This is a genomic window from Stenotrophomonas sp. 169 (assembly GCF_014621775.1).
GTDB lineage: Bacteria > Pseudomonadota > Gammaproteobacteria > Xanthomonadales > Xanthomonadaceae > Stenotrophomonas.
In genome coordinates this window covers 807397-831053 of sequence record NZ_CP061204.1, presented here as the reverse complement: position 1 = coordinate 831053, position 23657 = coordinate 807397, and the positions used below count along the sequence as shown (strand labels likewise).

The following is a 23657-nucleotide window of genomic DNA, read 5'->3' as shown; positions in this document are numbered from 1 at the left end:
CAGCAGCAACCACGCGCCGACGAGGCGAACATCGAGTGATGAGGAGAGACATCATGAATACCCGCAAGTCCGTACTTTCGGCCGCCGTCGTCAGTTGCCTGGCCTTCGCCGCCCATGCCCAGCAGACCCCGCAGGACCTCGACACGATCACCGTGGTCGGCATCCGTGCCAGCCTGGAGAAATCGCTCGACACCAAGCGCAACAACGTAGGCATCTCCGAAGCGATCACCGCCGAGGACATCGGCAAGTTCCCCAGCACGAACGTCGCTGAAGCGCTGTCGCAGATCCCGGGCGTGACCCTGGACCGCCGCTTCGGCCAGGGCGAGCGGGTCAGCATCGATGGCACCGATCCCAGCCTCAACCTGTCCTTCCTGGATGGCCACCCCGTCGCGCAGGCAATCTGGCTGTACGGCGAGCAGCCCAATCGCGGCTTCGATTACACCCTGTTGTCGCCGCAGATCCTCGGCCGTGCGGAGATCATCAAATCCTCCGAAGCACGCCTGACCGAAGGCAGCCTGGGCGGCACCGTGTTGATGCACACGCGCCAGCCGCTGGACCTGAAGAAGAATGAAGTCGCCGCCTCGGTGGGCTACAGCTACAGCCAGCAGGCCAGCGAGGGCAAGCCGAACGCGGCAGCACTCTACAGCTGGAAGACCGATGACGAGACCTTCGGCATCGCGGTATCCGCGCAGCACTATGAAGAATCCGTCGACCGCCAGGGCACCGAAGTGTTCGGCTACGCCAAGGCCAGCAGCTTCCCCAACGCCACCGGTGTGGCGCCGGACGTGGACGTGCCCAACTCCATCAACGCGGCGTGGTTCCAGCAGGAACGCAAGCGCGACAGTGCCGTGGTGAACCTGCAGTTCAAGCCGAACGAAGACCTGGAGTTCAACCTCAGCGGCCTGTACATCAAGGAGAACTTCGACAACTACAACCAGTCGATGTACTCCTTCCTGACCTGGAACGATGGCACGCGCAACGCGGTCGATACGCTGGGCGGCGTGCGCAACGGGGTCGCCACCACGGGCCATTCCGGGGCCAACAGCGATCTCACCAGCGGCACGGTCATCTATGACAACAACGTGCGCGAATCCGAAGTCACCACCAAGGGCCTGGACCTGCGCGGTGCCTGGAAAGGCGAGACCTGGGGCGTCAGCGGTCAAGCGGGCCAGAGCAAGTCCGAGAACAAGAACCTGGCGCAGTACTTCATCGAGCCCGTCTACAACGGGGCCTACGGCTGGAGCCTGGACAAGGGGCTGAGCTTTGATGATCCGGCCGCTGCACGCGACCCGGCCAACTGGGGCGCACCGGGCGGCTGGCTCGGCAACAACGGTGTGTTCGCCACCGAAAGCAAGGACACCTACGCGCAGCTGGACTTCAATGTGCAGTTCGACAGCATCTTCAACCAGCTGCAGTTCGGCGTGCGCCACGGCAAGCATGAAGAGAACTTCGAGCTCAACGTGTACGGCGGTGTGCGTACCGGCAACCTGGTCGATGTCGGCACGATCGGCCTGACCGACATCCAGGGCTTCGGTGATGACCAGGCTCGCCACATCCAGGTCGGCCGTGACAACGTGCTCGCCTGGGTCAAGGGCAGCCCGCTGGACTTCGCCAACCCCGATCCGTCCAGCTACCTCAACAACAGCTGGGCGCTGGAGCAGACCAACAACGCGGCCTACGCACAGCTGAACTTCTCCAACGGTCCGATGCGCGGCAACGTCGGCGTGCGCTACGTCGACTCCAAGACCCAGGGCAGCGGCTTCGTCTACGGCGGCACCCCTACCCTGACCGACCTGGACAGCAAGTGGCAGACGCAGACGAAGAAGGAAGACTTCGTCCTGCCCTCGCTGAGCGTGGCCTGGGATACCGACAGCGATTGGGTGTTCCGCTTCTCCGCCGCGAAGGTGATCGCCTGGGCGCCGTACAACCAGATGGTCAACAACACCTTCCTCAACGACACCCAGCTGACCGGCTCCGGCGGCAACGCTGCACTGTCGCCGTATGAATCCTGGAACTTCAACGTATCGGCGGAGTATTACTACGCGCCGCAGGCGGTCGCTGCGTGGTCGGTGTTCTACAAGAAGATCGACAACTACATCGACACCTCCGCCACCATCGAGCGTCAGTACAACTCGATCCGCGATACCTCGCCCACCACCTGGGCCAGTGTGGTCGGCACCAACGGCTGCGCCGTGGATGGCTACTGCGATTACAGCATCCAGCGTCCGCGCAATGCCGGCAGCGGCCACGTCAAGGGCTTCAACCTCAGCCTGCAGCAGCCGTTCGGCGACAGCGGCTTCGGCCTGACCGCCAACTACACCTATGCCAACGGCGAGAACAACAGCGGCGATCCGCTGCCCTACCAGTCGCGCAACTCGATTGCCTTCAGCCCGTACTTCGAGAAGGGCCCGCTCAACGCACGCCTGACCTACAACTGGCGTGACAGCTACCTGGCCGGTGGCTACGTCGCGGGTGCGGCACCGGCAAGCGTGGACGACTACGCCGAACTGGGCGCCAGCATCGGCTATACGTTCAACGACAACTGGTCGCTCAACGTGGACGCGCAGAACCTGCTGGACGAGACCTACTTCCAGTATCTCGGCGACAAGGAGCACCTGGCGGGCAAGTACAAGAGCGGCCGCCGCTACATGGCGACCGTGCACTTCAAGTTCTAAGCTGACGTTGTTCCCTCGCAACGGGCCCGGTCATCCGGGCCCGTTGCATGAGGGGGTTTGGAAAAACGGCGACGCCCCGCAGGTCGCCCTTCACAGGAGTCTGTTCTGATGCGTCTGGTATCCCTGGCACCGCTGCTGCTGAGCATGGCGTTCGCGCCGATGGCACTGGCCAACGACCCACCCGCGATCGACAACGCACCCGGCCCGCAACTGCGCAGCGGCAGCGTGATGGTCATCCCCGCCCCGGCGCAGGTGCATCGCACCACCGGCGAGGGCTTTACGATCACCGCCGCGACGTCCCTGCAGGCCGAGGGAACCGCCGCACGGCGCGTGGCCGCGCAGTTCGCTGATCTGCTTGCACGCAGTGGTGGCCCCACGCTGGTGCCGGGCAAGGTCACCGCCCAAGGCGGCGTGCGCTTTGTGCTGGACCGCAGCGCCCCGGCCACGCGTCTGCCGGCGACACCGGATGAGCGCTATGTACTGGAATCCACAGCCCGCGGCATCACCGTGCGGGCGACCAGCGAAGCCGGCCTGTTCTATGGCGCCACTACGCTCGCGCAGCTCGCCACCGGTGGCAGCAACGGGTTGGTGCCCGCGGTGCGTATCGAGGATGCCCCCCGTTTCACCTGGCGTGGACTGATGCTCGATTCGGCACGCCATTTCCAGAGCCTGGACGAGATCAAGCAGGTGCTTGATGCAATGGCCGCGCACAAGCTCAACACCTTCCACTGGCATCTCACCGATGACCAGGGCTGGCGCATGGAGATCAAGCGCTACCCGAAGCTGACCGAAGTCGGCAGCTGCCGGATCCCGGCCGGCGACGGCGGACACGATGCGGTCACCGGCGCCCCCCGTCCATACTGCGGCTTCTATACCCAGCAGCAGATCCGCGAGGTCATCGCCTACGCCGCGGCGCTGCACATCCAGGTGATCCCGGAGATCGACGTGCCGGGGCATGCGACAGCCGCCATCGCCGCGTATCCGGGACTGGGCGTACTGGACACCCCGCTGCAGCCGTTGAGCGAATGGGGCGTGTTCCCGAATCTGTTCAACACCGAGGAGAGCACCTTCATCTTCCTGGAAAACGTGCTGGAGGAAGTGATCGACCTCTTCCCGGCGGCCTATGTGCACGTCGGCGGCGATGAGGCCGTAAAGGACCAATGGATCGCTTCGGCACGTGTCCAGCAGCGCATGAAGGAACTGGGGGCGACCGATGAAATGCAGATGCAGAGCCATCTGATCAAGCGCCTGGAGACCTTCCTGGAACAGCACGACCGCCGATTGATCGGCTGGGATGAGATTCTCGAAGGCGGGCTGCCGCCGCAGGCCACGGTGATGTCCTGGCGTGGCACCGAAGGGGGATTGAAGGCGGCCAGCGAAGGCCACGATGTGGTGATGTCGCCGGTCACCGACATGTACATGGACTACCTGCAGACGGCATCGCCCAACGAACCACCGGGTCGGCCCCTGCTGACCACGCTGGCACGCACTTACGCTTTCGAACCGGTCCCGGCCACGCTGGCGGCGGACAAGCAGCACCATATCCTGGGACTGCAGGCCAACATGTTCACCGAGCACACGCGCACCCCTGCGCGCCTGCAGCACAACCTGTTCCCGCGCCTGGCCGCCGTTGCCGAAACCGGCTGGAGCCCAGTGCAGCAACGTGATTTCCGCGATTTCCTGGCCCGTCTGCCCGCACAGCTGGAACGCTACCGCGCGTGGGGGCTGGCCTATGCGCAGACGCCCTTCGAGGTGACGGTGGACCATCAGGACGACCGCCGTAGCGGCAGCGTGCAGGTCCACTTGGCAAATCCACTGGGCTACGAGGTGCGTTATCGCACCGATGGCCAGCCGGTCAATGCCGACGCGACGCTGTACACATCGCCGCTGCAGGCCACCGTACCGGTCACCGTGCAGGCGGCTGCCTTCTTCAACGGCCAGCCGCTCGCGGCTGCACCGACCCAAACGGCCTACACCGCCCGATCGCTGCTGACCCGCCGCGATGATGAACTGCTGACCTGCCCCGGCCCCGGACAGCTGCTGCTGCGGCTGGAAGATGATGGTCCGGCCGATGGCCCGCGCGCCGTGTTCAACGTCAACATCTTCACTCCATGCTGGCGCTGGGCCGATGCAGACCTCACCGGCATCCGCACGCTGAAGGTCCGCGCCGGCCGCATCCCGTACTACTTCCAACTGGCCCATGACGAACCACAGCGAAAGTTCGAGGCGGCCACGCGCCCACACGGCGAGATGAAAATCCGTCGCGGCGATTGCAGCGGGCCGGCGCTTGCCGAAGTCCCGTTGCCCGCCAGCCTGGGCGCCGATGGATTCGTCACCCTGGACGCCACGTTGCCCAAGCGGCTCACCGGCAAGGGCGATCTGTGCATCAACTTCACCGGCGACACCCGTCCGGCGATGTGGGTGCTGGACGAAGTAACTCTGGCCGAATGACGGCAAGCCAGTAGCGCTGCGGCGTAGTTTGATCGCTACGCCAGAAAGGCACTTTCGGCCCGCGCATTCGCGGCAAGCGCTGACAGATGTGGCAGCCCCCTTCATCCAGGCTGTTGGAGCGGTATTTCCGCCGCTCCAACACGCTGGAAAAAACAATGAACAAGACCATCCTCGGCACGCTGCTGCTTGCCTGTGTATCCACGTTCAGTGCGGTGGGCAGCGCTGAGGCAGCAGAAACCAGAATGCTGTACGGAACCGCCTACGGTCCGTATCTCCATTACTACGACGTCGTCAACCAGGCCAAGCTGCAGGCCTGGGCAGAATGCGATTCCTTGTCCGGCACAACGACCGACTTCTTCACGATCGAAGACGCCGTCCGCGATGGCGAGAATGTCACCATCACCATTTCCCAAGGCTGCGTGATCTGAGCCAGCAACTGGAGGGGGCGCACGCTGCCAGGCAGGATCGCGCTGCCAGCGTCCGCCTCAGCCGCGCAGGCGCAGCAGCAGGTCGCGCCACGGCGTCAACACCGTGGTCATGCCGGCCAGTACGCCGATCGTGTTGGCCAGCGCATCGGCCGGATCGGCCATACGGGTCTGGGTCAGCGCGCCTTGGGCAATCTCGATCGCCACGCCCATCAGCACCAGGGCCGCGCCTACCCACGTCAATGCACGTCCCCGCTTGAACAGCTGCACGGCACTGGCTGCCAACAGGAAGTACGCCAGGAAGTGCTCCACCTTGTCACTGCCCTGCGGCAGCGCCAGCGGGGGCGGCGGAATCAGGCAGACCACGATCACCGTCAGCACGGCGACCGACCAGGCAGCCAGCCAGAAACGAGGATGGCGCAGCGGCTTGAGCCACGTCTTGCTCACAGCCGCCAGCTCAGGTCACCCAGTTCAAAGGCGGGTTCGAAGTCGATGTCCCGTTGCAGGCCGATGACCTGGAAACGTTCGCCCATCCCGCTCGGCAAGGTGAGTTTTTTCACTTCCTCGCGCAGCTGCACACGCCCCACTTCGTCGGTACGCTCGTCGGCCAGGGTCAGCACCTGATCCAACCCATTGCCGAGCAGAAAACTGGCCTGGCTGCAGTAACCGGCGAGATCGAAACCCGCATGCAGGCCCGCCTCGGCCATGGCGGTGAAGTCCACCGACGCGGTGATGTCCTGCAGCCCGGGCCACAGGTAGACATCGTTGTGCACATGGTGGCGGTAGAAGGCGCGCACCGTTCCATCGTCCCGCTCGGGCAGGTAATACTCGCGCCGGGTGTAACCATAATCCACGAACAACATCGCGCCGCGTTGCAAACCGCCGGCCACCGCCTGCAACCAGTAGGGCAGCTGCGGCAACAGTTCGGACCGGTAGCCCTCGGCGAAAGGGGCATCCAAGTAGCGTTCCAGGTGCCGCACGGCACCGCTGAGCAGCATGTCGGCCGGTTGTGCGCCGCGTATGAACTGCCCGTCCGCATCCAGCTGCACCGTTTCCTCATGCACCTCGCCATCGCGGATCAGGAAGCGCGGTGTGGGCAGCGCATCGATGACTTCGTTGGCGAACACCACGCCTTCCCAGTCGTCATCGAAGGGGCGGTCCAGCCATTCCACCCGGCTACCGATGTCCGCTGGGAGATTCTGTTGCAGGCGCTCACGCTGACGCTGACGCAGGTCTGCACTGGGTTCCAGGATCGCGTAGCGCGCCGGTAATGCCTGCAGCTCCGCCAGTCGCAGCAGCACCGCTTCGGCAAACACGCCGCTGCCGCCGCCGAGTTCGAGCAGGCGTGCCTGTGGGCCCAGTTGACCCAACACCGGGGCCAGCGCATTGGCGACCGTGGCGGCGAACAGCCCGCCCATTTCGGCGGCCGTGGTGAAGTCGCCACTGGCGCCGAATTTGCTGGCACCGGCGCTGTAGTACCCCCAGCCCGGTGCATACAGGCACAGCTCCATGAAACGCGAGAAGGGCATCGCCCCGCCCTGCGCGCGGATCTCTTCGCGCAGCGCGGCGGCCAGTTGTTCGCTGTGGGCCAGGGCATCGGCTTCGGGCAGGGGGATCGTGGACTGCATGGCGTCTTCAATTGCGGTGACAATGGTGCACAGGATAGCCGAGCCGTGGAGTACCCGATGACCGACACCGCCCCCGTTGCCCTGATCACCGGCAGCGCACGCCGCATTGGTGCGGCCATTGCCAGTCACCTGCACCAGTCGGGTTATCGGGTGGTCCTGCATGCGCATCGTTCCAGTGACGAACTGCAGCAGCTGGCGTTCGCGTTCGAACTGGCGCGTCCGGGCAGCGTGCTGGCGCTGCAGGCCGACCTGCGCGATGCCGAGGCGTTGCCGGATCTGGTGGAGCAGGCCGTGGCCCATTTCGGACGGCTCGACGCGCTGGTCAACAATGCCTCCACGTTCTTCCCGACCCCGCTGGGGCAGATCACAGCGGAGGCCATCGACGAACTGTACGCAGTGAACGCACGGGCACCGCTGCTGCTCGGCCAGGCGGCTGCGCCACACCTGCGCCGCAGCCTGGGCTGCATCGTCAATTTGACCGACCTGCACGCCACCGATCCGATGCGCGACCATCCGGCCTACAGCATGGCCAAGGCCGCGCTGGAGATGGCCACGCGCTCGCTGGCGCTGGAGCTGGCGCCGAAGGTGCGGGTCAATGCCGTGGCGCCTGGCGCGATCCTGTGGCCGGAGAGCGGCAAGGATGATTTTGCCCGTGAAGCCCTGCTGGCGCGCACGCCCCTGGCCCGGATCGGCACCGTTGAAGAAATCGCCGAGGCCGTTCGCTGGCTGATCGCCGATGCGGGCTTCGTTACCGGGCACACGCTGCGGCTGGATGGTGGGCGCACGCTGTCCTGAGGCACCGCTGTCGGTAGCGCCGAGCCGTGCTCGGCGAGCGCACAGCGCGGCCTGGGTCAGGCATCGCGCTGGCGGACGGCATCCGCCGAGCGTGGCTCGGCGCTACAGCACACGCACCGCTGTCGGTAGCGCCGAGCCATGCTCGGCGAGCGCGCAGCGCGGCCTGGGCCAGGCATCGCGCTGGCGGACGGCATCCGCCGAGCCCCCAGTTCCCGGTAGCGCCGAGCCGTGCTCGGCGAGCGCGCAGCGCGGCCTGCGTCAGGCATCGCGGTGACGGACGGCATCCGCCGAGCGTGGCTCGGCGCTACAGCACACGCGCAGCGCGGTCTGGGTCCGCCCCCGCGGTGACGGACGGAGTCCGCCGAGCGCAGCATTACGCTCCGTCGTCGGAACCCAGTTCCACGACATCAAACGCTTCGTCGTATTGCCGGTGGGCACGCCACAGGGCGGCCAGGGTCAGGCCACTGACCGGGTCAACGAAGGTCGGCGCGATATCGGCCAGCGGCTTCATCACGAAGGCATGCTTGAGCTCGGGCCGCGGAATGCGCAGATGGCCCGGGCCCTCGACGATCAGGTCGCCGTAGAACACCACGTCGATGTCCAGCGTCCGGTCGGAAAACCGCGGTCCGCTGCGATCACGCCCGTGTTCGTCTTCCAGCGCATGGGCCCATGCATCCAGCGCATCCAGGTCCAGGTCGGTATTGATCGCCACCGCATTGTTGATGAAAGCAGGCCCATCAAAGCCCACGGCCGCCATCCGGTAGGCGGGCGACACGGTAATCTTGCCGAAACGTGCGGCCAGGGCCGCGACAGCGGCATGCAGGTGGCGGCGGGGCTGGATGTTGCTGCCCAGGCTCAGTAGCACGGTGGTCATGCGATCCATCAGAGGGAGGGGAGGAGATAATGCCTTCGTAACGGCAGTACCCTTACCATTGGACCGCACTTGATGGGGCGATGCCAATGACTTATTGCGTCGGAATCGAGGTGGACGAAGGCCTGGTCTTCGCCGCCGACACGCGTACCAACGCATCGGTTGACGATGTCCGCATACATCGCAAGCTGCATGCCTTCGACTATCCGGGCCAAGCGGTTTTCGTACTGATGGCTGCCGGCAACCTCGCCACCACGCAGTTGCTGGTGTCGCGCCTGCAACGGGATGTGGAGGAACAGCGCGAGCCCAACCTGCGCAGCCTGCGCCACCTGTTCGAAGTCGCCGAGTACGTCGGTTCCCTGCTGGTGGACAGCCAGGTGAAGTGTCGCGACGTCGAACATGGGCACGATGGGGTCAATACCCAGGCGACGCTGATCCTTGGCGGGCAGATCGCCGGCGAGGGGCCAGGCCTGTACATGGTGTATCCCCTGGGAAATGCGATATCGGCCTCGCCTGAAACGCCCTACCTGCAGATCGGCGAATCCAAGTACGGTAAACCGATCCTGGACCGCATCATCCGGCCTCATACCCGCTTGGATGACGCAGCGCGGACAGCCGTGGTTTCCCTGGATTCGACCATCCGTTCCAATCTGTCGGTCGGCCTGCCCCTGGACCTGGCACTGATCCGCCGCGATGAACTTCACATCGGCGGGCAGCTGCGGCTGAGCGGGGACTCGCCCCTGTATGCGGACATCCATCACAACTGGGCGCATCGACTGGAGCAGGCGGTCGCCGCCTTGCCGCGGTTCCCCTGGGAACAGCAGATGTAGCGACGCAGCGGTGCGCGCTGAACGTACTCAGCGCTGCTTCGTCAATGCCCTCGCCACGGAGTGGAAGACCTGCTGCATGTCCAGCGGCTTGCGCAGCACGTGCACGTCGACGCCCTCGGCAACGGGCAATGCGGCGTCATCGCTTTCATCAAGCATCAGCAGCGCTGTGCCCTGGAATCCCTGCGCGGCGAGTTCGGCCAGCAGTGCATGGGCAGGCAGCAACGCAGCGCCCCCATCCAGGATGGCCAGCGCGGGCATCGCATTGGCCTGCAGCATCCGCAGCGCAGCGGCGCCATCGGAAGCGAGGTGCAACAGATAGCCTTGGCTGGACAACGCATTCCCCAACAAGGACAAGCGCGTCGCTTCGCCATCCACCACCAGGACGGCCGGGCCACTCCCGCCCGCAGGGGGCGCAGGTAGCACCTGATCCGCTTCGGAAGAATCACTGACCGGCAAATGCAGGTCAAAGCGAGTGCCCTGCCCCGCCACGCTGGTGACCTCGATACGCCCTCCGCAGCTTTCGATGATCCGCTTGCACGACGTTAGCCCGAGGCCGGTACCGTCCGGCTTGGTGGTGAAGAAAGGACTGAACAACTGGGCGAGCGTCCCGGCATCCATGCCGATGCCTTCGTCGGTGACCGTAATGCACAACCAGAAGCGGCCCTCATGGCGCCCCGTGCGCTCGGCGCGAAGCCCCAGCCGTCCCCCGTGCGGCATGGCCTGCAGCGCATTCAACGTGAGGTTGAGCAGCACCTGCTGCAGTTCGGTGAAATTGCCCTCCACGGTCAGGTCGAGGTCGTCCTGCCGCACCTCCAGGGATACGGCCGCAGGCAGGCTGCCTCGCAGCAGCAGTTGCACCGCCTCGAACAAGTGACCCACCGGTATCCGCTCGCTGGGCTTGCGTGACCCCCGCACGAACGACAGCATCGATTCGGCCATTTCGTGGCCACGGCGCCCGCACTCGGCGATGACATCGGCCATGTGTCGCAGTTGCGGGTCGTCGGTGCGGGCCTTCAGCAGCTCCGGCATGATCAGCAGGGGCTGCAGGATGTTGCGCAGGTCGTGGCTGAGCCCTGCCGCCAGCAGCGAAAGACTCTCCAGGCGCTGCGCGCGCATCAACTCGCCTTCCACCCGCACCCGGTCACTTTCGGTACGCGCATCGCGCACGGCGCGCGACACTGCCGCCGGCAAGCGCGCAGGCTGGTGCTTGAGAATGTAGTCGTTGGCACCCCGTTGCAGTGCAGCCACCGCCGCCTCTTCGCCGGTGGTGCTGGTCAGGAACAGGAACGGCAAGGCGGGCTGGACCTGTCGCACCACGTCCAAGGCACGGAAGCCTGAAAAACCGGCCATGGTCAGCTCCGCGAGCACGACATCGGGCTGGAAGTCCTGCAGCGCGCCCAGCAACTGCGCTTCTTCCTCCACCCGCTGGAAGCTGGCCCGCATGCCGGCGGCGAGGATCTGTGCAATGACGCGCTCCGCATCCTCAGGCATGTCTTCGACCAGCAGGATGCGCAGATCGCCTGTTTCAGCCGCTTTTACTGCCATGGTGTCACCTGGCCTCCCTAGGCCGATCCCCTGTCCCACTCCACGTCGCCGCCCCTCGCGTGCCCGCCGCCCCATAAGGCGGTTCGCGTGAAGCCACTATAGTCCAGGGTGACGGCATCCGTGCAAGACCTGCCGGGGTCAACCGTGCGACTTGCGCAGGGTCAGATCAGCTTGCTGCCAGCTCAGTGCGGCGCGCGATGCGGGCGCGGCTTGTGGGCTGCCTGCAGCCTGCGGTCCGGACATGTTGAAAATGGGCCGGCCGAAGGTCCAATAGGCCATCGAACCCAGTGCGGCCAGCGTGGTCACCGCGACGAGTGCCCGTCGCCAGTTGACGCGGCTGGGTCCGTTCACCGAGGCCGGGGGGCCGAGCATCGCCAGCGGCGCGTTGCCGGCATCCACCAGCAGCAGCCGATGCTCTGTCGGTTGAATGCGCGGCACCGACGGCGGCGCAATGTCCGCCGAGCCAACTGCCGACCCTGTGGAAACGAAAAGCTTCATCACGACGTCCAATCAGCGAAACAGCCGATCATTTGACCAAGCGTCTGCTGGCCCGGCCAGCGTCAACAACGACAAAGGCGCCTTGAAGGCGCCTTTGTCATGAAGCATGTTCAGCCACTCGGGAGACGGCTTACTTCATCGGGGTTGCAGCAACTTTCAGCTGCGCCGCATCCACGCGGGTCACGCCCTTGATGTTCTTGGCGGTGGCCACGGCCTTGTCGTGCTCGGCCTTGTTGGCCACGTTGCCGCTCAGGCTCACCACACCATTGACGGTGGTGACGCTGATATCGGTAGCCGGGACGTTGCTGCTGACCGCCAGGTCACCCTTCACCTTGGTGGTGATCCAGGTATCGGTTACCGGCTCGTTGGAGTCATGGCGATCTGCATGGGTCTTGTCGTGGCCGGCATGCATGTCCTTCTTGTCCTGATCATTGGCCATCGCCAGCGGCGCTGCCAGCAGCATGCCCAGGCCGATGGTCGCGGTGAGCAGTTTCGAGTTCGTCTTCATGGTGCGGTCCTCCTCGTTGGTGGGTGAAGTGTCCCGTAGTGCGCGTCCAGCCCGTGTGCGGGCGCCGTCATGCCGGGGTGAACCACCGCGCTGCCAGCGACAACCGTTCATGTTTCATCCTCGGCGCGGGGGCCGTTACGCTGGGCATCCCCCCCATGAAGGAACCGCCATGGCGATCGACCTCCAGCTTGCTCTGATCGGCTACGGCCTCGCCGGACGGGTTTTCCATGCCCCGTTGATCCAGCACACACCGGGGTTGGCGCTGCACAGCGTGGTCAGCTCGCGACGCGATGAGCTGCGGCGACATTTCACCGACGTCCACGTGCGTGCGCAACCGTCCGATGTGTTCGACGACCCCGCCGTGGATGCGGTGGTGATCGCCACGCCCAATGACCAGCATGCCCCGCTGGCCATCGCCGCCCTGCGCGCGGGCAAGCACGTTCTGGTGGACAAGCCCTTCGCGCTGGATGTGGCGCAGGCCGAGGCCGTATTGCGCGCCGCAGAGGAGGCGGAGCGCTGTGTCACGGTGTTCCAGAACCGTCGCTTCGACGCGGACTTCCTGACGCTTAAGGCGGTGCTGGACCGTGGCCTGCTGGGCGACATCGCCGAATGTCATTCGCATTTCGATCGCTTCCGGCCGCAGGTACGTGACCGCTGGCGCGAGCGCGATCTCCCTGGCGGCGGCCTATGGTATGACCTGGGTCCACACCTGTTGGATCAGATAGTGCAGCTTTTCGGCTGGCCACAGGCCATTACCGCGGACCTGGACTGCCAGCGCGCGGCTGGCAGCATCGACTACCTGCATGCCGTGCTGCACTACCCACGCATGCGCGCCATCGTGCATGCCGGTTCGCTGGTCAGCGTCCCCGCGCCGCGCTTCACCGTGCATGGCAGCGCGGGTAGCTGGATCAAGCACGGACTGGACGTGCAGGAAGCGCAATTGGCTGAGGGAAAGGCGCCCGGGGCGCCGGGCTGGGGGCTGGACCCCCATCATGGCGAGCACAGCTGGGTGGATGGCGAAGGCAAGCTGCAGCACCGCACCGTGGACAACCTGCCCGGTGACTACCGCCGGATCTACGCCGCCTTTGCGGCAGCGATCCGCGGCGAAGCAACGGCCGACGTCACCCCACGGCAGGCGCTGCAACTGATGCAACTATTGGATGCGGGCAGGCGCAGCGCCGCCGAGGGCCGCACCATCGGGCTGGAACCTGCAGGGTAGCGCCGAGCCACGCTCGGCGGCGTTTCGGGGTGCGCCGAGGATCCGCCGCGCAGGGCGCGGCGCTACCTCGCGGATCAGCTTTTCTTGATGGCGTGCCCGCCGAACTCGTTGCGCATCGCCGACAACAGACGGTCACTGAAACTGTTCGACTGCCGCGAACGCAGGCGCTCAAGCAGGGCCAGGGTGATGACCGGCGCGGGCACGTCCAGCGCGATGGCCTCGGCGACCGTCCAGCGTCCTTCGCCGGAGTCTTCGACATAGGGAGCGATACCGTCCAACGACGGATTTGCCTGCAGGGCTTTCGCGCTCAGATCCAGCAGCCACGAGCGCACCACGCTGCCATGGCGCCACACCTCGGCCACCTGGGCCAGGTCCAGCTCCAACGCTTCCTTGCGCTCCATCAAGGCGAAGCCCTCCGCATAGGCCTGCATCATTCCGTACTCGATGCCGTTGTGGATCATCTTGGTGTAATGCCCCGCCCCGCTGGGCCCCACGCGTGCCCAGCCCTTGTCGGCGGCGGGCGCCAACGTCTGGAAGATCGGCGCCAACGTTTCTGCTGTTGCGGCATCGCCGCCGATCATCAGGCTGTAGCCTTCCTGCAATCCCCACACGCCGCCGCTGGTGCCGCAGTCCAGATAGAAGATGTCGTCGTCGGCCAACGAACGGGCACGGCGGATGGAATCCTGATAGTTGGAATTGCCCCCGTCGATCACCACGTCGCCCTCGGCAAGGTGCGGCACCAACTGCGCCAACGTCTGGTCCACGGTATCGCCGGCCGGCACCATCAGCCACACCACGCGGGGTACCGGCAACGCCGCCACGGCCGCGGCCAGCGAATCGAACACCGCCATGCCCGTTTCCGCTGCGCGCGCACGTGCCGCTTCCATCGGATCGTGGCCGACGACGCGGTGGCCACCCTGCTGCAGACGCTGGGCCATGTTCGCCCCCATCCGGCCCAGGCCGATCATTGCAATATCCATCTGTTTCACCTTTGCGTTGGGGGACCGGGGCGGGGTGCGCCCTGCGATCCGGAATCAGAAGTCAGGCTGCCTGGCATGCCGGTCACCGCGCAGTGGCGCAACTGCGCCTGCTGCCAGCGCCGATACAGCGAGGTGTGCAGTGTGTGCATCGTCAGCTCCACGGTGAACGGCGTCCGCGGATTACGGTCCAGCAGGCGCGCGATATGGAAGCCGATGGGCTTTATACCGCGCGGGTGAACGAAGATCAGGAACTGCCGGTAGAACGGATCGTCCAGCAGGGCGTCCATGCGCGCTACCAGCGCGGCTTCGTCCACGGTCAGCGACGCGCGCAGCGACGGATCGCGCTCCGCCAGCAGGCGCTCGAAGAAGCGCACGCCGCGTCGGGGTATCTGCCGGGACAGCGCCCACAGCGCCTGGTTGCGCTCGTCATACCAGCCCAGTCCGCCGTGCACACGCAGCGCCTCGGCGGCCTCGGCACCCACGTCCACCACGATGAAGTTCTCGGCCTGGTTGTTGAGGTCATCCAGCGTGTCGCGGCCGAAGGCATGGGTGATGTAGCCGGGCGCGCCCATGAACGCCTGTCGCCCCATAGCCGAGGTCCGCACCGCTTTGCCATCCGCGAACGGTTCAGTGGCCTGGCGGCCGAGCAGGATGCTGTCGGTGTCGTGCAGGCCAACGAAGGTGCCGATGCTCACCTCGCCCGCAGTGAACGCCTGATCGAAGCCTGCATCACCATGCAGTTCGCGCTGCGTCGCCAGCTGGGCCACCTGGCGGCCAACCCCGCATTCGCTGCGTACCGCACCGTGGTAGAAGGCGTCCATTGCCGCGCTGTTGCGGGCAACAGGCTGGTAGCCACGGCCGAAGCTGCGCGTGCGCTCCCACCCCTGGTCAGCCGCCCCCCGCAGACCGAAGCCGATCCAGCCCAGTTGCAGGCCAGAGAACCGGTAGCCTTCATTGCCTTCAAGCGCGTGGGCCGCCTGCCGCGCGGCGTCACCCACGCGCATCGCATAGGCGCACAGCGTGGCGGGATCTTCCAGAAGCTGTTGCATGAGGGCCATCCGCGAGGGCGGGTCCAACTGCAGGGGCAGGACCACCTGGAGGTCACCGTGGGCGCGTGCGTCCTGCAGGTCAGCACGTGTGCAGACCGGCCCGCCCTGCACCACAGGGGTGCTGATCGACGCATCCGTGAAGCGCCATCCCAGCCGCTCCAGCAGCCCCTGCATGCAGTCCGCAGGCACGGGCGCAGCGATCGCCGGCATGGCCAGCAGCACGCCCAGCAGGCTCGCTACTGCGCGCATGCTCAGCGCAGTCCGTCGTCCACCGTGTCGGCCGGCGGCGACGGCGTGGCGGCCGCAGGTGCGCTCACCGGCAGGTACTGCTGCAGGCGCTGGAAGAAGCGACCGTAGAAATCGCCATCCTGCACCGTGCTGCTGGCTACTTTGACCAGCGAATCATCATTGCTGCCGAACGGCAGCGACACCGAGCCCAGGGCACCCACGCCCACACTGGCCGAGGTCGGGCTTTTCTTGAGTGCATAGCGATCCTGCACCGCGCTGACGAAGACCAGTGCCTGGTCGGCACGCGGCGCGCAGGATATCCGCAGCACCAGTTGCTCGTGGTCATCATCGCGCGGCTGGAAGTTCTTGCTGCCTTCCACGGCAGTGTTGTCGGCACGCGCGATCGCATACCCCTGGCTGAGCAACGTGCGGCGCGCCGCTTCGCAGGCTTCACCGGGGGATCCATCGACGGTACGGGAATACATGTCGCCGGAATCGAACGACTCGCGCAGCAGCATGCTGTCAGCCGCACGACCGCCACCGCAGGCGCTGAGCGTCAGCGTAGTGAGGGCGGCGAGGAACGGAAGGCAGGGGCGCATGGGAACTCCGGGCAGATCCATCGGCATGAGGTTAGCCGGGTGCCTGTAGGCGTGGGGTCAGGGATGCCGGGGGAAAGGCCCTTTCGCGGTGGCGAAAGGGCCTTGGCTCACTACTCAGTCTGCCCAGCGGCCAGCACCGGTGGACTGCGGCAGCACCTGGGCCGACAGCGGGCGGTCCACTTCCAGCAGATTCACGGCATCGGCCAGGATCGAAGCAGACTCGCGCAGCAGCGGGTCCGGGCGCTTCTCGGCGGCCTTTTCGCGTGCGGCATCCTTGACGATGTCGCGCTCGTTGCCGGTCAGGCCGTCATCGTTGCTGTCATCGGCCAGCGGATCCAGATCCAGCCCGAGCTCCTTGCGTACCGCCTGGCGGTCCGTGCGCTGCTTGTCCTGGCGTTCACGCTCGGTGCGACGCTCCGCTTCGTTCAGCGAGATGTACTTCTTCGCCTTCTCCGCGCGGAACTGCTCGACATCTTCGTTCCACCACTGGAACTCCTTGTCGGCCGCGATGCGCGTGTCATGGCGGGTTTCCAGCTTCGGCAGCAACGGACCAAAATTGCCATATTGGGTATGCGGCACGGCGGCGATGCGGGTCCACGGCAACGCGTTGTCGTAGGTGCTTTCGCCGTACTCGCTGGCATCCACGCTGGCCGGGAAGGCCAGGTCCGGCACCACACCCTTGTGCTGCGTGCTGCTGCCGCTGACGCGGAAGAACTGGGCGATGGTCAGTTTCACCTGGCCGAAGCGCTGGCTGTCGCCACTCGGCCAACGATCCAGGTCGACGATGTTCTGCACCGTGCCCTTGCCGAAGGTTGTTTCACCGATCACCAGCCCGCGGCCGTAATCCTGGATGGCGCCGGCGAAGATCTCCGACGCCGAGGCCGAGCCGCGGTTGATCAGCACCGCCAGCGGGCCGTCCCACGCCACCACTTCACTGCGGTCGCTGTTGACGGTGACGCGGCCACCCGACTCACGCACCTGCACTACCGGGCCCTGTTCAATGAACAGACCGGTGAGCTCGATCGCTTCGTCCAGCGAACCACCGCCGTTGTTGCGCAGGTCCAGCACCACACCGTCCAGCTTGTCGGTCTTGAAGCCGGCCAGCAGCTTGGCGACGTCGCGGGTGGCGGAGGCGTAGTCGGTCGCGTTGCGACGGCGTCCTTCGAAGTCCTGATAGAACGTGGGCAGCTTGATGACGCCGACCTTGCGCGCGGGCTCGCCGTCCTTGCCCGGGATCGTCAGGGTTTCGCCCTTGGCAGCCTGTTCGGCCAGGCGCACCTTCTGGCGCGTCAGCACCAGCGTGTGGTGCTTGCCGTCCACGCCCTCTTCGGCCGGGATGAACTCCAACCGCACCTGGGTGTCCTTGCTGCCGCGGATCTTGGCGACCACGTCGTCGATACGCCAGCCGATCACATCTTCGATCGGACCCGAGGTGCCCTGGCCGACGCCGACGATGCGGTCACCGGGCTTGAGCTTGCCATTCACCGCAGCCGGGCCGCCGGCAATGATCTCGCGGATCACCACCATGTCGTCCTGGCGCTGCAGCTGCGCGCCGATGCCTTCCAGCGACAGCGACATCGCCTGGTTGAAGTTCTCGGCCGTGCGCGGGGTGAAGTAATCGGTATGCGGGTCGACGGCACTGGTGTAGGCGTTGAGGAAGAACTGGAACACGTCCTCGCCCTTCAGCTCGCCCACCGACTTTTCCAGCGTGGCGTAACGCTTGTCCAGCGTGGTGCGGATCTCATCCGGCTTCTTGCCGGCCAGCTTCAGTCGCAGCCAGTCATTCTTGACCGACTTGCGCCACAGCTGGTCCAGCTCGGCGTCACTGGCCGCCCACGGCACGTCCTTGCGGTCGTACTCGAACCGTTCGTCGGTGCTGAAATCAGGCTCGCGCTTGAGCAGGCTGCGGGCATAGCCCACGCGCTGCGCAACGCGCTGCTTGTACACCGCGAACACCTGGAAGGCCGGCTCCAGCTCGCCGCCCCGGATGGCCGTGGCGATGCCCGCCTCGAACGGGGCGAATTTCGCCACGTCCGCCTGGGTGAAGAACTGCTTGCCGCCATCCAGCGACTCCAGGTAGCGCTTGAATACGTCCTTGGACGTGGCTTCGTCGAGCGCACGCGGCCGATAGGCGTACCGGCTGTCGGAGAGCAGCCCATAGACAAGCTTGGAGGTGGTCGCCTGATCGGCCGTGGCCGCCGCCGGGAGCGCGGGGGCATCCGCCTGCGCGGCCAGCGACAACGGGGCAGTCAGTGCCAGGGCAATCAGGAATACGGGGGCTTTGAATTTCATGGAGTTGCTCAGGGCACCTTGCCGAAAGGAAGACTGCGTGCATTTCAGACACCACGACAGTGCCGAAAGTTGCGCGCTTTGTCACCCGCGTTCATGCAACGCGGATTTCCAGCGTAGACCGGCGCCTGTAGCAAATTGTGAACGAGCGGCTTTTCCGCGAACGGCCCGCTGCGCACGCCGACCAGGGGCCGCTGAGCTACGGTAACGCCGACCCATGGTCGGCGAGCAATCCCTGGTAGCGCCGACCCATGGTCGGCGAGCGCAGCGGCGAAGAGCGTCAGGCGACGCCGGCGCCTTTGGCCTGCACGTCGGCGTGGTACGACGAGCGCACCATCGGGCCGGACGCCACGTGGCTGAACCCCAGCGCGTAGCCGTAGTCTTCCAACGCCTTGTAGTCTTCCGGCGTCCAGTACTTCAGCACCGGATGGTGGTGGGCGGTCGGCTGCAGGTACTGGCCGATGGTGATCATGTCCACGTCATGCGCACGCAGGTCGCGCATTGTGGCCTTGATCTGCTCGAACTCTTCGCCCAGCCCCAGCATGATGCCGCTCTTGGTCGGCACGCCCGGATGCTGCGCCTTGAAGTTCTTCAGCAGGGTCAGCGACCACTGGTAGTCCGCACCCGGCCGCACGTTGCGGTACAGGTCCGGCACCGTCTCGATGTTGTGGTTGAACACATCCGGCGGGTTCTGCGCCAGGATCTCCAGCGCGCGCTCCATGCGGCCCTTGCCGCGGAAGTCCGGGGTCAGCACTTCGATACGGGTGCCCGGCGATTTCGCACGGATGGCGGTGATGCAATCCACAAAGTGCTGGGCACCACCGTCGCGCAGGTCATCGCGATCGACGCTGGTAACCACCACATACTTCAACCCCATGTCGGCCACGGTCTGGCCCAGGGTCGCCGGTTCACTGGCATCGGGCGGCTTCGGCCGGCCATGCGCCACGTCGCAGAACGAGCAGCGTCGGGTGCAGACCTCGCCCAGGATCATGAACGTGGCCGTGCCATGGCTGAAGCACTCGTGGATGTTCGGGCAGCTGGCTTCTTCGCAGACCGTCACCAGACGGTTCTCACGCAGCTTGGCCTTCAGGTTCTGCACGGCATTGCCCGAAGGAATGCGCACACGGATCCACGATGGCTTGCGCAGCACCGGGGCATCGGCGAACTGCACGGGCGATCGGTTGATCTTGTCGCCGCCCAGCTGTTTGACGCCTGCCTGCAGGGGCGCGGCGGCGGGAGCGGGTTCGCCCTGCAGCATCTGCAGGGGAATGGAGCGGGCAGTCTGTTCGGTCATGATGTTCCCGGCGGCAACGCGGCCGCATGGTGTCAGTTCAAGTCAAGCGGACAAATCGGGCAGGTCCGGCGTCGGCTGCAGCAGCAGGCCGAACTGGCGAGCCAGCTGGTCCAGCAGCACCGGCGTGACGGCGGCGAGGCCGGACGGACCGCCCAAGTCTACCATCGTGGTCACCCGCAGCCCTTCGTAGCCACAGGGGTTGATGCGGTGGAACGGCTCCAGATCCATGGCGACATTGAAGGCCAGGCCATGGAACGTGCAGCCACGCCGCACGCGGATACCCAGCGCAGCGACCTTCGCCCCGCCAACGTACACACCGGGGGCGCCATCCCGGCGTTCGGCGCCGATGTTCCACTCGCCCAGCGTATCGATGATGGCCTGTTCGATCCGGCACACATAGTCGCGCACGCCGATGCCCAGCCGCGGCAGTCGCAACAGCGGGTAGACCACGATCTGGCCGGGGCCGTGATAGGTCACCTGCCCGCCGCGGTCCACCTGCACTACCGGGATGTCACCGGGGGCCAGCACATGTTCGGGTTTTCCGGCCTGGCCGAGGGTGAACACCGGATCGTGCTCGACCACCCACAATTCATCCAGGGTGTCGTCGCTTCGTTCGTCGGTGAAACGCTGCATTGCGCGCCAGACCGGCTCGTACGCTTGGCGGCCGAGATCACGGACGATGGCAGGCTGCGGCTGACGGCCAGCGGCCGTCACTACCGCCGTTGGCGCTAGATCGTCCACTTTACTTCCGGGTGCTCGCGCAGCACCTCGTGGGCCAGGTCGTACTGGGAGCGGTCACGGGCGGCGAACGCCATGCGCACGGACACGTACTTGCCGTTGGACGAGTGTTTCCAGCTGATCTGTTCGGTCAGCACCTCGATGCCGGCCGCAAGCAACAGCCTGGGGAGTTCCACTTCCAGACCGGAGTTGGCCGGGCCCATGGCGCTGAGCTCGAACGTGCCGGGAAACTGGAAGCCGTGTTCGGGATTGTCGGATTTGATTTCCATCCGCCCATTATCGGGCTGGTGAAGATCAAACCCAAGGGGGGCGATGAACCCCGCTGCGCTCGCCGCGCGAGGCTCGGCGCTACCGATATCCTGGGTAGCGCCGACCCATGGTCGGCGAGCGCAGCGGGCGTTCGGCAGGTGACTGCCCTTACTTGGCCAACTGCATCAAGGTCGAATTGACCCAGCCCTTGTTGCCCATTTCATCTTCCACTTCCCACATGGTGCCTTCCTTGACGCCGGTCGGGTACAGCAGCATGCCCGGCTCCAGGTCGCGTACCGACGCGCCGGTGCCCTTCGCATTGGCCAGCAGGCGACCGGCTTTCAGCATGGTCACCGCCTGGCTGCTGTTGGCGGCGGACGCGTTCTCCGGCAGGCCACCCAGCTCGGCCACCATGTTGGTGTACGCCTGCAGGTAGGCCAAGGTGATCACCTGGCCGAGCTCCGTGTTGGCATAACCGCCTACGCCCATCGCGCCGATACCGCCGCCGCCGAACAGGCCGCCACTGGCGCCCCAGCCGAGGTCGGTCTTCTTGGAATTGCCCTCGACGATGGCGACCTGCTCGGAAGAACGCACATCGGTCAGGGTCAGGGTGACGTCGGCCGTCTTGCTGCGGAAGTTCAGCCCACCCACCACGGCGCCCGCCTTGCCGCCGATCAGCCCACCCAGCAGGCCGCCGATGGCGTTGCCGCTGGCATTGTTGTTCTGCGAGATCAGGTCCGGCACCAGCACATAATCGGCAGCGCGGATCTGGCCCTTGCCGATGTTCGAGCGGCCACGCAGCTCGCCTTCCGACGCCAGCGCGCGTTCGGCCTGTGCGGCGGCCATGCCCACGCCGCGGTCCACCAGGGTGAAGCACTTGGACTTGTTGACGAATACTTTGATCAGCTTGGACGGCGCCGGCAGCTGCTGGCCTGTCCACCAGTTCACCGTGTCCTCCGGTTCAATCACCGAGATCGAGCCGAGCGGCTTGCTGCAGACCGGAATCTGCGCCTGTCCCTGCTTGCCCTGTTCCTGGGCGGAGGTGCGGCTGGACGCGAAGCTGTCCCGCAGACCGGCAGACGCCGGGGCACTGACAGCCATCAGGCCGACGCCCAGCACGGCGGTGACCACGAGGGTGGCGAACGAATTCTGTTGGGTCATTTCTGTTGTCCAGCGCTCTGGCCCGTTGCGGGCAAAGCGCAATCCATTGGGTTGAGAGAGGCCGGTGGCGGCAGGCCAGGATCCTTGAAAGCGCCGGGGCGCCGGCGCAGAGGATAAGCCACCGCCTGCCCAACGGCAACCTCAGCTGAACGCCGGCGCGAGGGGCTCAGGGCACGGAACAGAGCAATGCATGTGACGTCATCGACCTGCCTTCACATAGGCGATACCGTGAATGCGCGAGAAACGACAAAAATCCATCTTGGAATCCCATGCACCCAACGCGCATTGCAGCAGCTATCGGACTGACCGGCCTGCTGGCCGTGGCCCTCCCCCTCCACGCCGCCGAACAGTGCAGCCAGAGCGCGTTGGCTGACCATCCCCCGCAGATCAACTTCCGCGTGGACAACGACCTGCTCGGCGGCGCCGACCAGGATCAGGGATATACCAACGGGGCGCAGATCACCTTTGTCTCGCCGAACCTGGTCGACTTCACCAACGACCCGTGCCTGCCGCGCATGGCGCGCTGGGTGAACCGCCATCTGGAGGCCCTGCACCCGGGCGAGTTCGAACAGCAGAACATGATCTTCAGCGTCGCCCAGGGCATTTTCACCCCGACCGACTTCACCCGCCGCGACGTGATCGAAGATGACCGCCCGTATGCCGGCGTGTTGGTCGGCAGCTTCGGCTACAACGCCCGCAGCGGGAACTACCTGCAGACCACCCAGTTGACCTTCGGCGTGGTCGGTCCCTGGGCGCAGGGCAAGGAAGTACAGGATGCCGTGCATGACCTGCTGGACGACGACAAGTTCCAGGGCTGGGACAACCAGCTGCACAACGAACCCGTGCTGATGCTCACCCACGAGCGGATGAACCGCTGGCCGCGCGATGCCACGGACAATGCCAGCGGCTGGGGCTGGGACGCGATCAGCCATTACGGCGGCGCCGTCGGCAACCTGGCCACCCACCTGAACGCGGGCGGCGAAGTGCGCTTCGGCTGGAAGCTGCCCGATGACTTCGGCAGCACCCCGCTACGCCCGGCCGGTGAAAACACCTCACCGTCGCGTGGCGGCCGGCCGAGTGGCTGGTCATGGCATCTGTTCGCCACCACCGACGCGGCGTGGGTGATCCGCGATATCACCTTGGACGGCAACACCTTCCGCAACAGCCACAGCGTGGACAAGAAGCACGTGGTCGCACAGGGCGGCTACGGCGTGGCCGTGATGCGGGGCCGCTGGAAATTCGCCGTGGCGCGTTACCACAGCACCAAGGAATTCGACGGCCAGCGGCAGTCGCCGATCTTCGGCAGCTTCACCATCAGCCGCAGTCTGTAACCTGCGCCGATCCACGCCGATCCGCCGACCACGGCTCGGCGCTACGTGCCGCCGCATGGGTAGCGCCGAGCCATGCTCGGCGAACGCAGCAGCGCGGTTGCACTCAGTCGCGGCGTGACAGCCGACGCAACAGCTTGCGCCGCAGCGAGCGACGACGATGTCGTGCCGTGAACTCCTCAGCAAACACCAAGGTGAAGCGGCAGACGAACTGAAGGAGGGGTGTGATCCTGTTCATGCCCTGATCGTCGCAATCAGCCTAGCAAGCGCCCATCAGACCGGTCGTATTTGCTTGGC

The 23657-nt window shown here is 65.7% G+C and carries 22 protein-coding genes; 7 read left to right on the top strand and 15 right to left on the bottom strand.

The annotated features are described in order from the left end of the window. Nucleotides 1-53 precede the first annotated feature (53 nt). The 3 genes from ICJ04_RS03505 (at nt 54) to ICJ04_RS03495 (ending at nt 5554) form a co-directional block, all read left to right on the top strand. Nucleotides 54-2675, top strand: coding sequence for a TonB-dependent receptor (locus tag ICJ04_RS03505; protein WP_188326173.1), 2622 nt, complete (start codon nt 54-56; stop codon nt 2673-2675). Nucleotides 2676-2783: 108 nt separating this feature from the next. After that, complete coding sequence (locus ICJ04_RS03500; protein ID WP_188326172.1) at nt 2784-5126, top strand: family 20 glycosylhydrolase; 2343 nt, start codon at nt 2784-2786, stop codon at nt 5124-5126. Between the two features lie 155 nt (nt 5127-5281). Then, nucleotides 5282-5554, top strand: coding sequence for a hypothetical protein (locus ICJ04_RS03495; protein ID WP_188326171.1), 273 nt, complete (start codon nt 5282-5284; stop codon nt 5552-5554). Between the two features lie 57 nt (nt 5555-5611). On the opposite strand, the gene ICJ04_RS03490 is transcribed toward ICJ04_RS03495, so the two are convergent. After that, nucleotides 5612-5998: a VanZ family protein gene (locus ICJ04_RS03490; RefSeq protein ID WP_188326170.1), complete on the bottom strand. Its 387-nt coding sequence runs from the start codon at nt 5996-5998 to the stop codon at nt 5612-5614. Next, nucleotides 5995-7179, bottom strand: a complete 1185-nt coding sequence (locus ICJ04_RS03485; RefSeq protein ID WP_188326169.1) for an SAM-dependent methyltransferase — start codon at nt 7177-7179, stop codon at nt 5995-5997. Before ICJ04_RS03485 ends, ICJ04_RS03490 begins: the two co-directional genes overlap by 4 nt. A 57-nt stretch (nt 7180-7236) precedes the next feature. On the opposite strand from ICJ04_RS03485, the gene ICJ04_RS03480 reads away from it, so the two are divergent. Further along, nucleotides 7237-7974, top strand: coding sequence for a pteridine reductase (locus ICJ04_RS03480; protein ID WP_188326168.1), 738 nt, complete (start codon nt 7237-7239; stop codon nt 7972-7974). A 373-nt stretch (nt 7975-8347) separates the two neighbouring features. Here the strand turns inward: ICJ04_RS03480 and folK are convergent, their stop codons facing one another. Beyond that, entirely contained in the window at nt 8348-8848 is a 501-nt protein-coding gene (gene folK / locus ICJ04_RS03475) for a 2-amino-4-hydroxy-6-hydroxymethyldihydropteridine diphosphokinase (RefSeq protein ID WP_188326167.1), read from the bottom strand. Nucleotides 8849-8934: 86 nt separating this feature from the next. On the opposite strand from folK, the gene ICJ04_RS03470 reads away from it, so the two are divergent. Beyond that, the gene (locus ICJ04_RS03470; protein ID WP_188326166.1) at nt 8935-9675 is read left to right on the top strand and encodes a 20S proteasome subunit A/B; all 741 of its coding nucleotides are present in this window, start codon (nt 8935-8937) and stop codon (nt 9673-9675) included. Nucleotides 9676-9702: 27 nt separating this feature from the next. On the opposite strand, the gene ICJ04_RS03465 is transcribed toward ICJ04_RS03470, so the two are convergent. The 3 genes from ICJ04_RS03465 to ICJ04_RS03455 form a co-directional block, all read right to left on the bottom strand. Then, nucleotides 9703-11220, bottom strand: coding sequence for an ATP-binding protein (locus ICJ04_RS03465; protein ID WP_188326165.1), 1518 nt, complete (start codon nt 11218-11220; stop codon nt 9703-9705). Nucleotides 11221-11358: 138 nt separating this feature from the next. Then, on the bottom strand, nt 11359-11718 hold the full coding sequence (locus tag ICJ04_RS03460) for a hypothetical protein (RefSeq protein WP_188326164.1): 360 nt from the start codon (nt 11716-11718) through the stop codon (nt 11359-11361). A 130-nt stretch (nt 11719-11848) separates the two neighbouring features. Next, complete coding sequence (locus ICJ04_RS03455; protein ID WP_188326163.1) at nt 11849-12226, bottom strand: BON domain-containing protein; 378 nt, start codon at nt 12224-12226, stop codon at nt 11849-11851. A gap of 169 nt (nt 12227-12395) precedes the next feature. On the opposite strand from ICJ04_RS03455, the gene ICJ04_RS03450 reads away from it, so the two are divergent. Continuing rightward, a complete protein-coding gene (locus ICJ04_RS03450) occupies nt 12396-13445 on the top strand; it encodes an oxidoreductase (protein ID WP_188326162.1) in 1050 nt (349 codons plus the stop codon). A 74-nt stretch (nt 13446-13519) separates the two neighbouring features. On the opposite strand, the gene gnd is transcribed toward ICJ04_RS03450, so the two are convergent. The 8 genes from gnd to ICJ04_RS03410 all read right to left on the bottom strand — a co-directional run bounded on the left by gnd (nt 13520) and on the right by ICJ04_RS03410 (nt 22032). Next, nucleotides 13520-14425, bottom strand: a complete 906-nt coding sequence (gene gnd, locus ICJ04_RS03445) for a phosphogluconate dehydrogenase (NAD(+)-dependent, decarboxylating) (RefSeq protein WP_188326161.1) — start codon at nt 14423-14425, stop codon at nt 13520-13522. Nucleotides 14426-14430: 5 nt separating this feature from the next. Continuing rightward, nucleotides 14431-15723: a hypothetical protein gene (locus tag ICJ04_RS03440; protein ID WP_188326160.1), complete on the bottom strand. Its 1293-nt coding sequence runs from the start codon at nt 15721-15723 to the stop codon at nt 14431-14433. 2 nt (nt 15724-15725) lie between these two features. Continuing rightward, on the bottom strand, nt 15726-16301 hold the full coding sequence (locus ICJ04_RS03435) for a DUF2242 domain-containing protein (protein WP_188326159.1): 576 nt from the start codon (nt 16299-16301) through the stop codon (nt 15726-15728). Between the two features lie 114 nt (nt 16302-16415). Beyond that, nucleotides 16416-18593, bottom strand: coding sequence for a carboxy terminal-processing peptidase (locus ICJ04_RS03430; protein WP_188326158.1), 2178 nt, complete (start codon nt 18591-18593; stop codon nt 16416-16418). A gap of 277 nt (nt 18594-18870) precedes the next feature. Next, nucleotides 18871-19884 (bottom strand): lipoyl synthase, encoded by a 1014-nt coding sequence (lipA, locus tag ICJ04_RS03425; protein ID WP_188326157.1) that lies wholly within the window; start codon nt 19882-19884, stop codon nt 18871-18873. Between the two features lie 42 nt (nt 19885-19926). Next, on the bottom strand, nt 19927-20598 hold the full coding sequence (lipB, locus tag ICJ04_RS03420; RefSeq protein WP_188327185.1) for a lipoyl(octanoyl) transferase LipB: 672 nt from the start codon (nt 20596-20598) through the stop codon (nt 19927-19929). Between the two features lie 14 nt (nt 20599-20612). Beyond that, a complete protein-coding gene (locus tag ICJ04_RS03415; RefSeq protein WP_188326156.1) occupies nt 20613-20891 on the bottom strand; it encodes a DUF493 family protein in 279 nt (92 codons plus the stop codon). 148 nt (nt 20892-21039) lie between these two features. Next, nucleotides 21040-22032 (bottom strand): CsgG/HfaB family protein, encoded by a 993-nt coding sequence (locus ICJ04_RS03410; protein WP_188326155.1) that lies wholly within the window; start codon nt 22030-22032, stop codon nt 21040-21042. A 269-nt stretch (nt 22033-22301) separates the two neighbouring features. Here ICJ04_RS03410 and ICJ04_RS03405 point away from each other — a divergent pair, with 269 nt between their 5' ends. Continuing rightward, nucleotides 22302-23363, top strand: coding sequence for a lipid A deacylase LpxR family protein (locus ICJ04_RS03405; protein ID WP_188326154.1), 1062 nt, complete (start codon nt 22302-22304; stop codon nt 23361-23363). A gap of 103 nt (nt 23364-23466) precedes the next feature. Here ICJ04_RS03405 and ICJ04_RS18475 read toward each other — a convergent pair whose 3' ends face one another. Then, entirely contained in the window at nt 23467-23598 is a 132-nt protein-coding gene (locus ICJ04_RS18475; RefSeq protein ID WP_275138270.1) for a hypothetical protein, read from the bottom strand. Nucleotides 23599-23657: the final 59 nt, after the last annotated feature.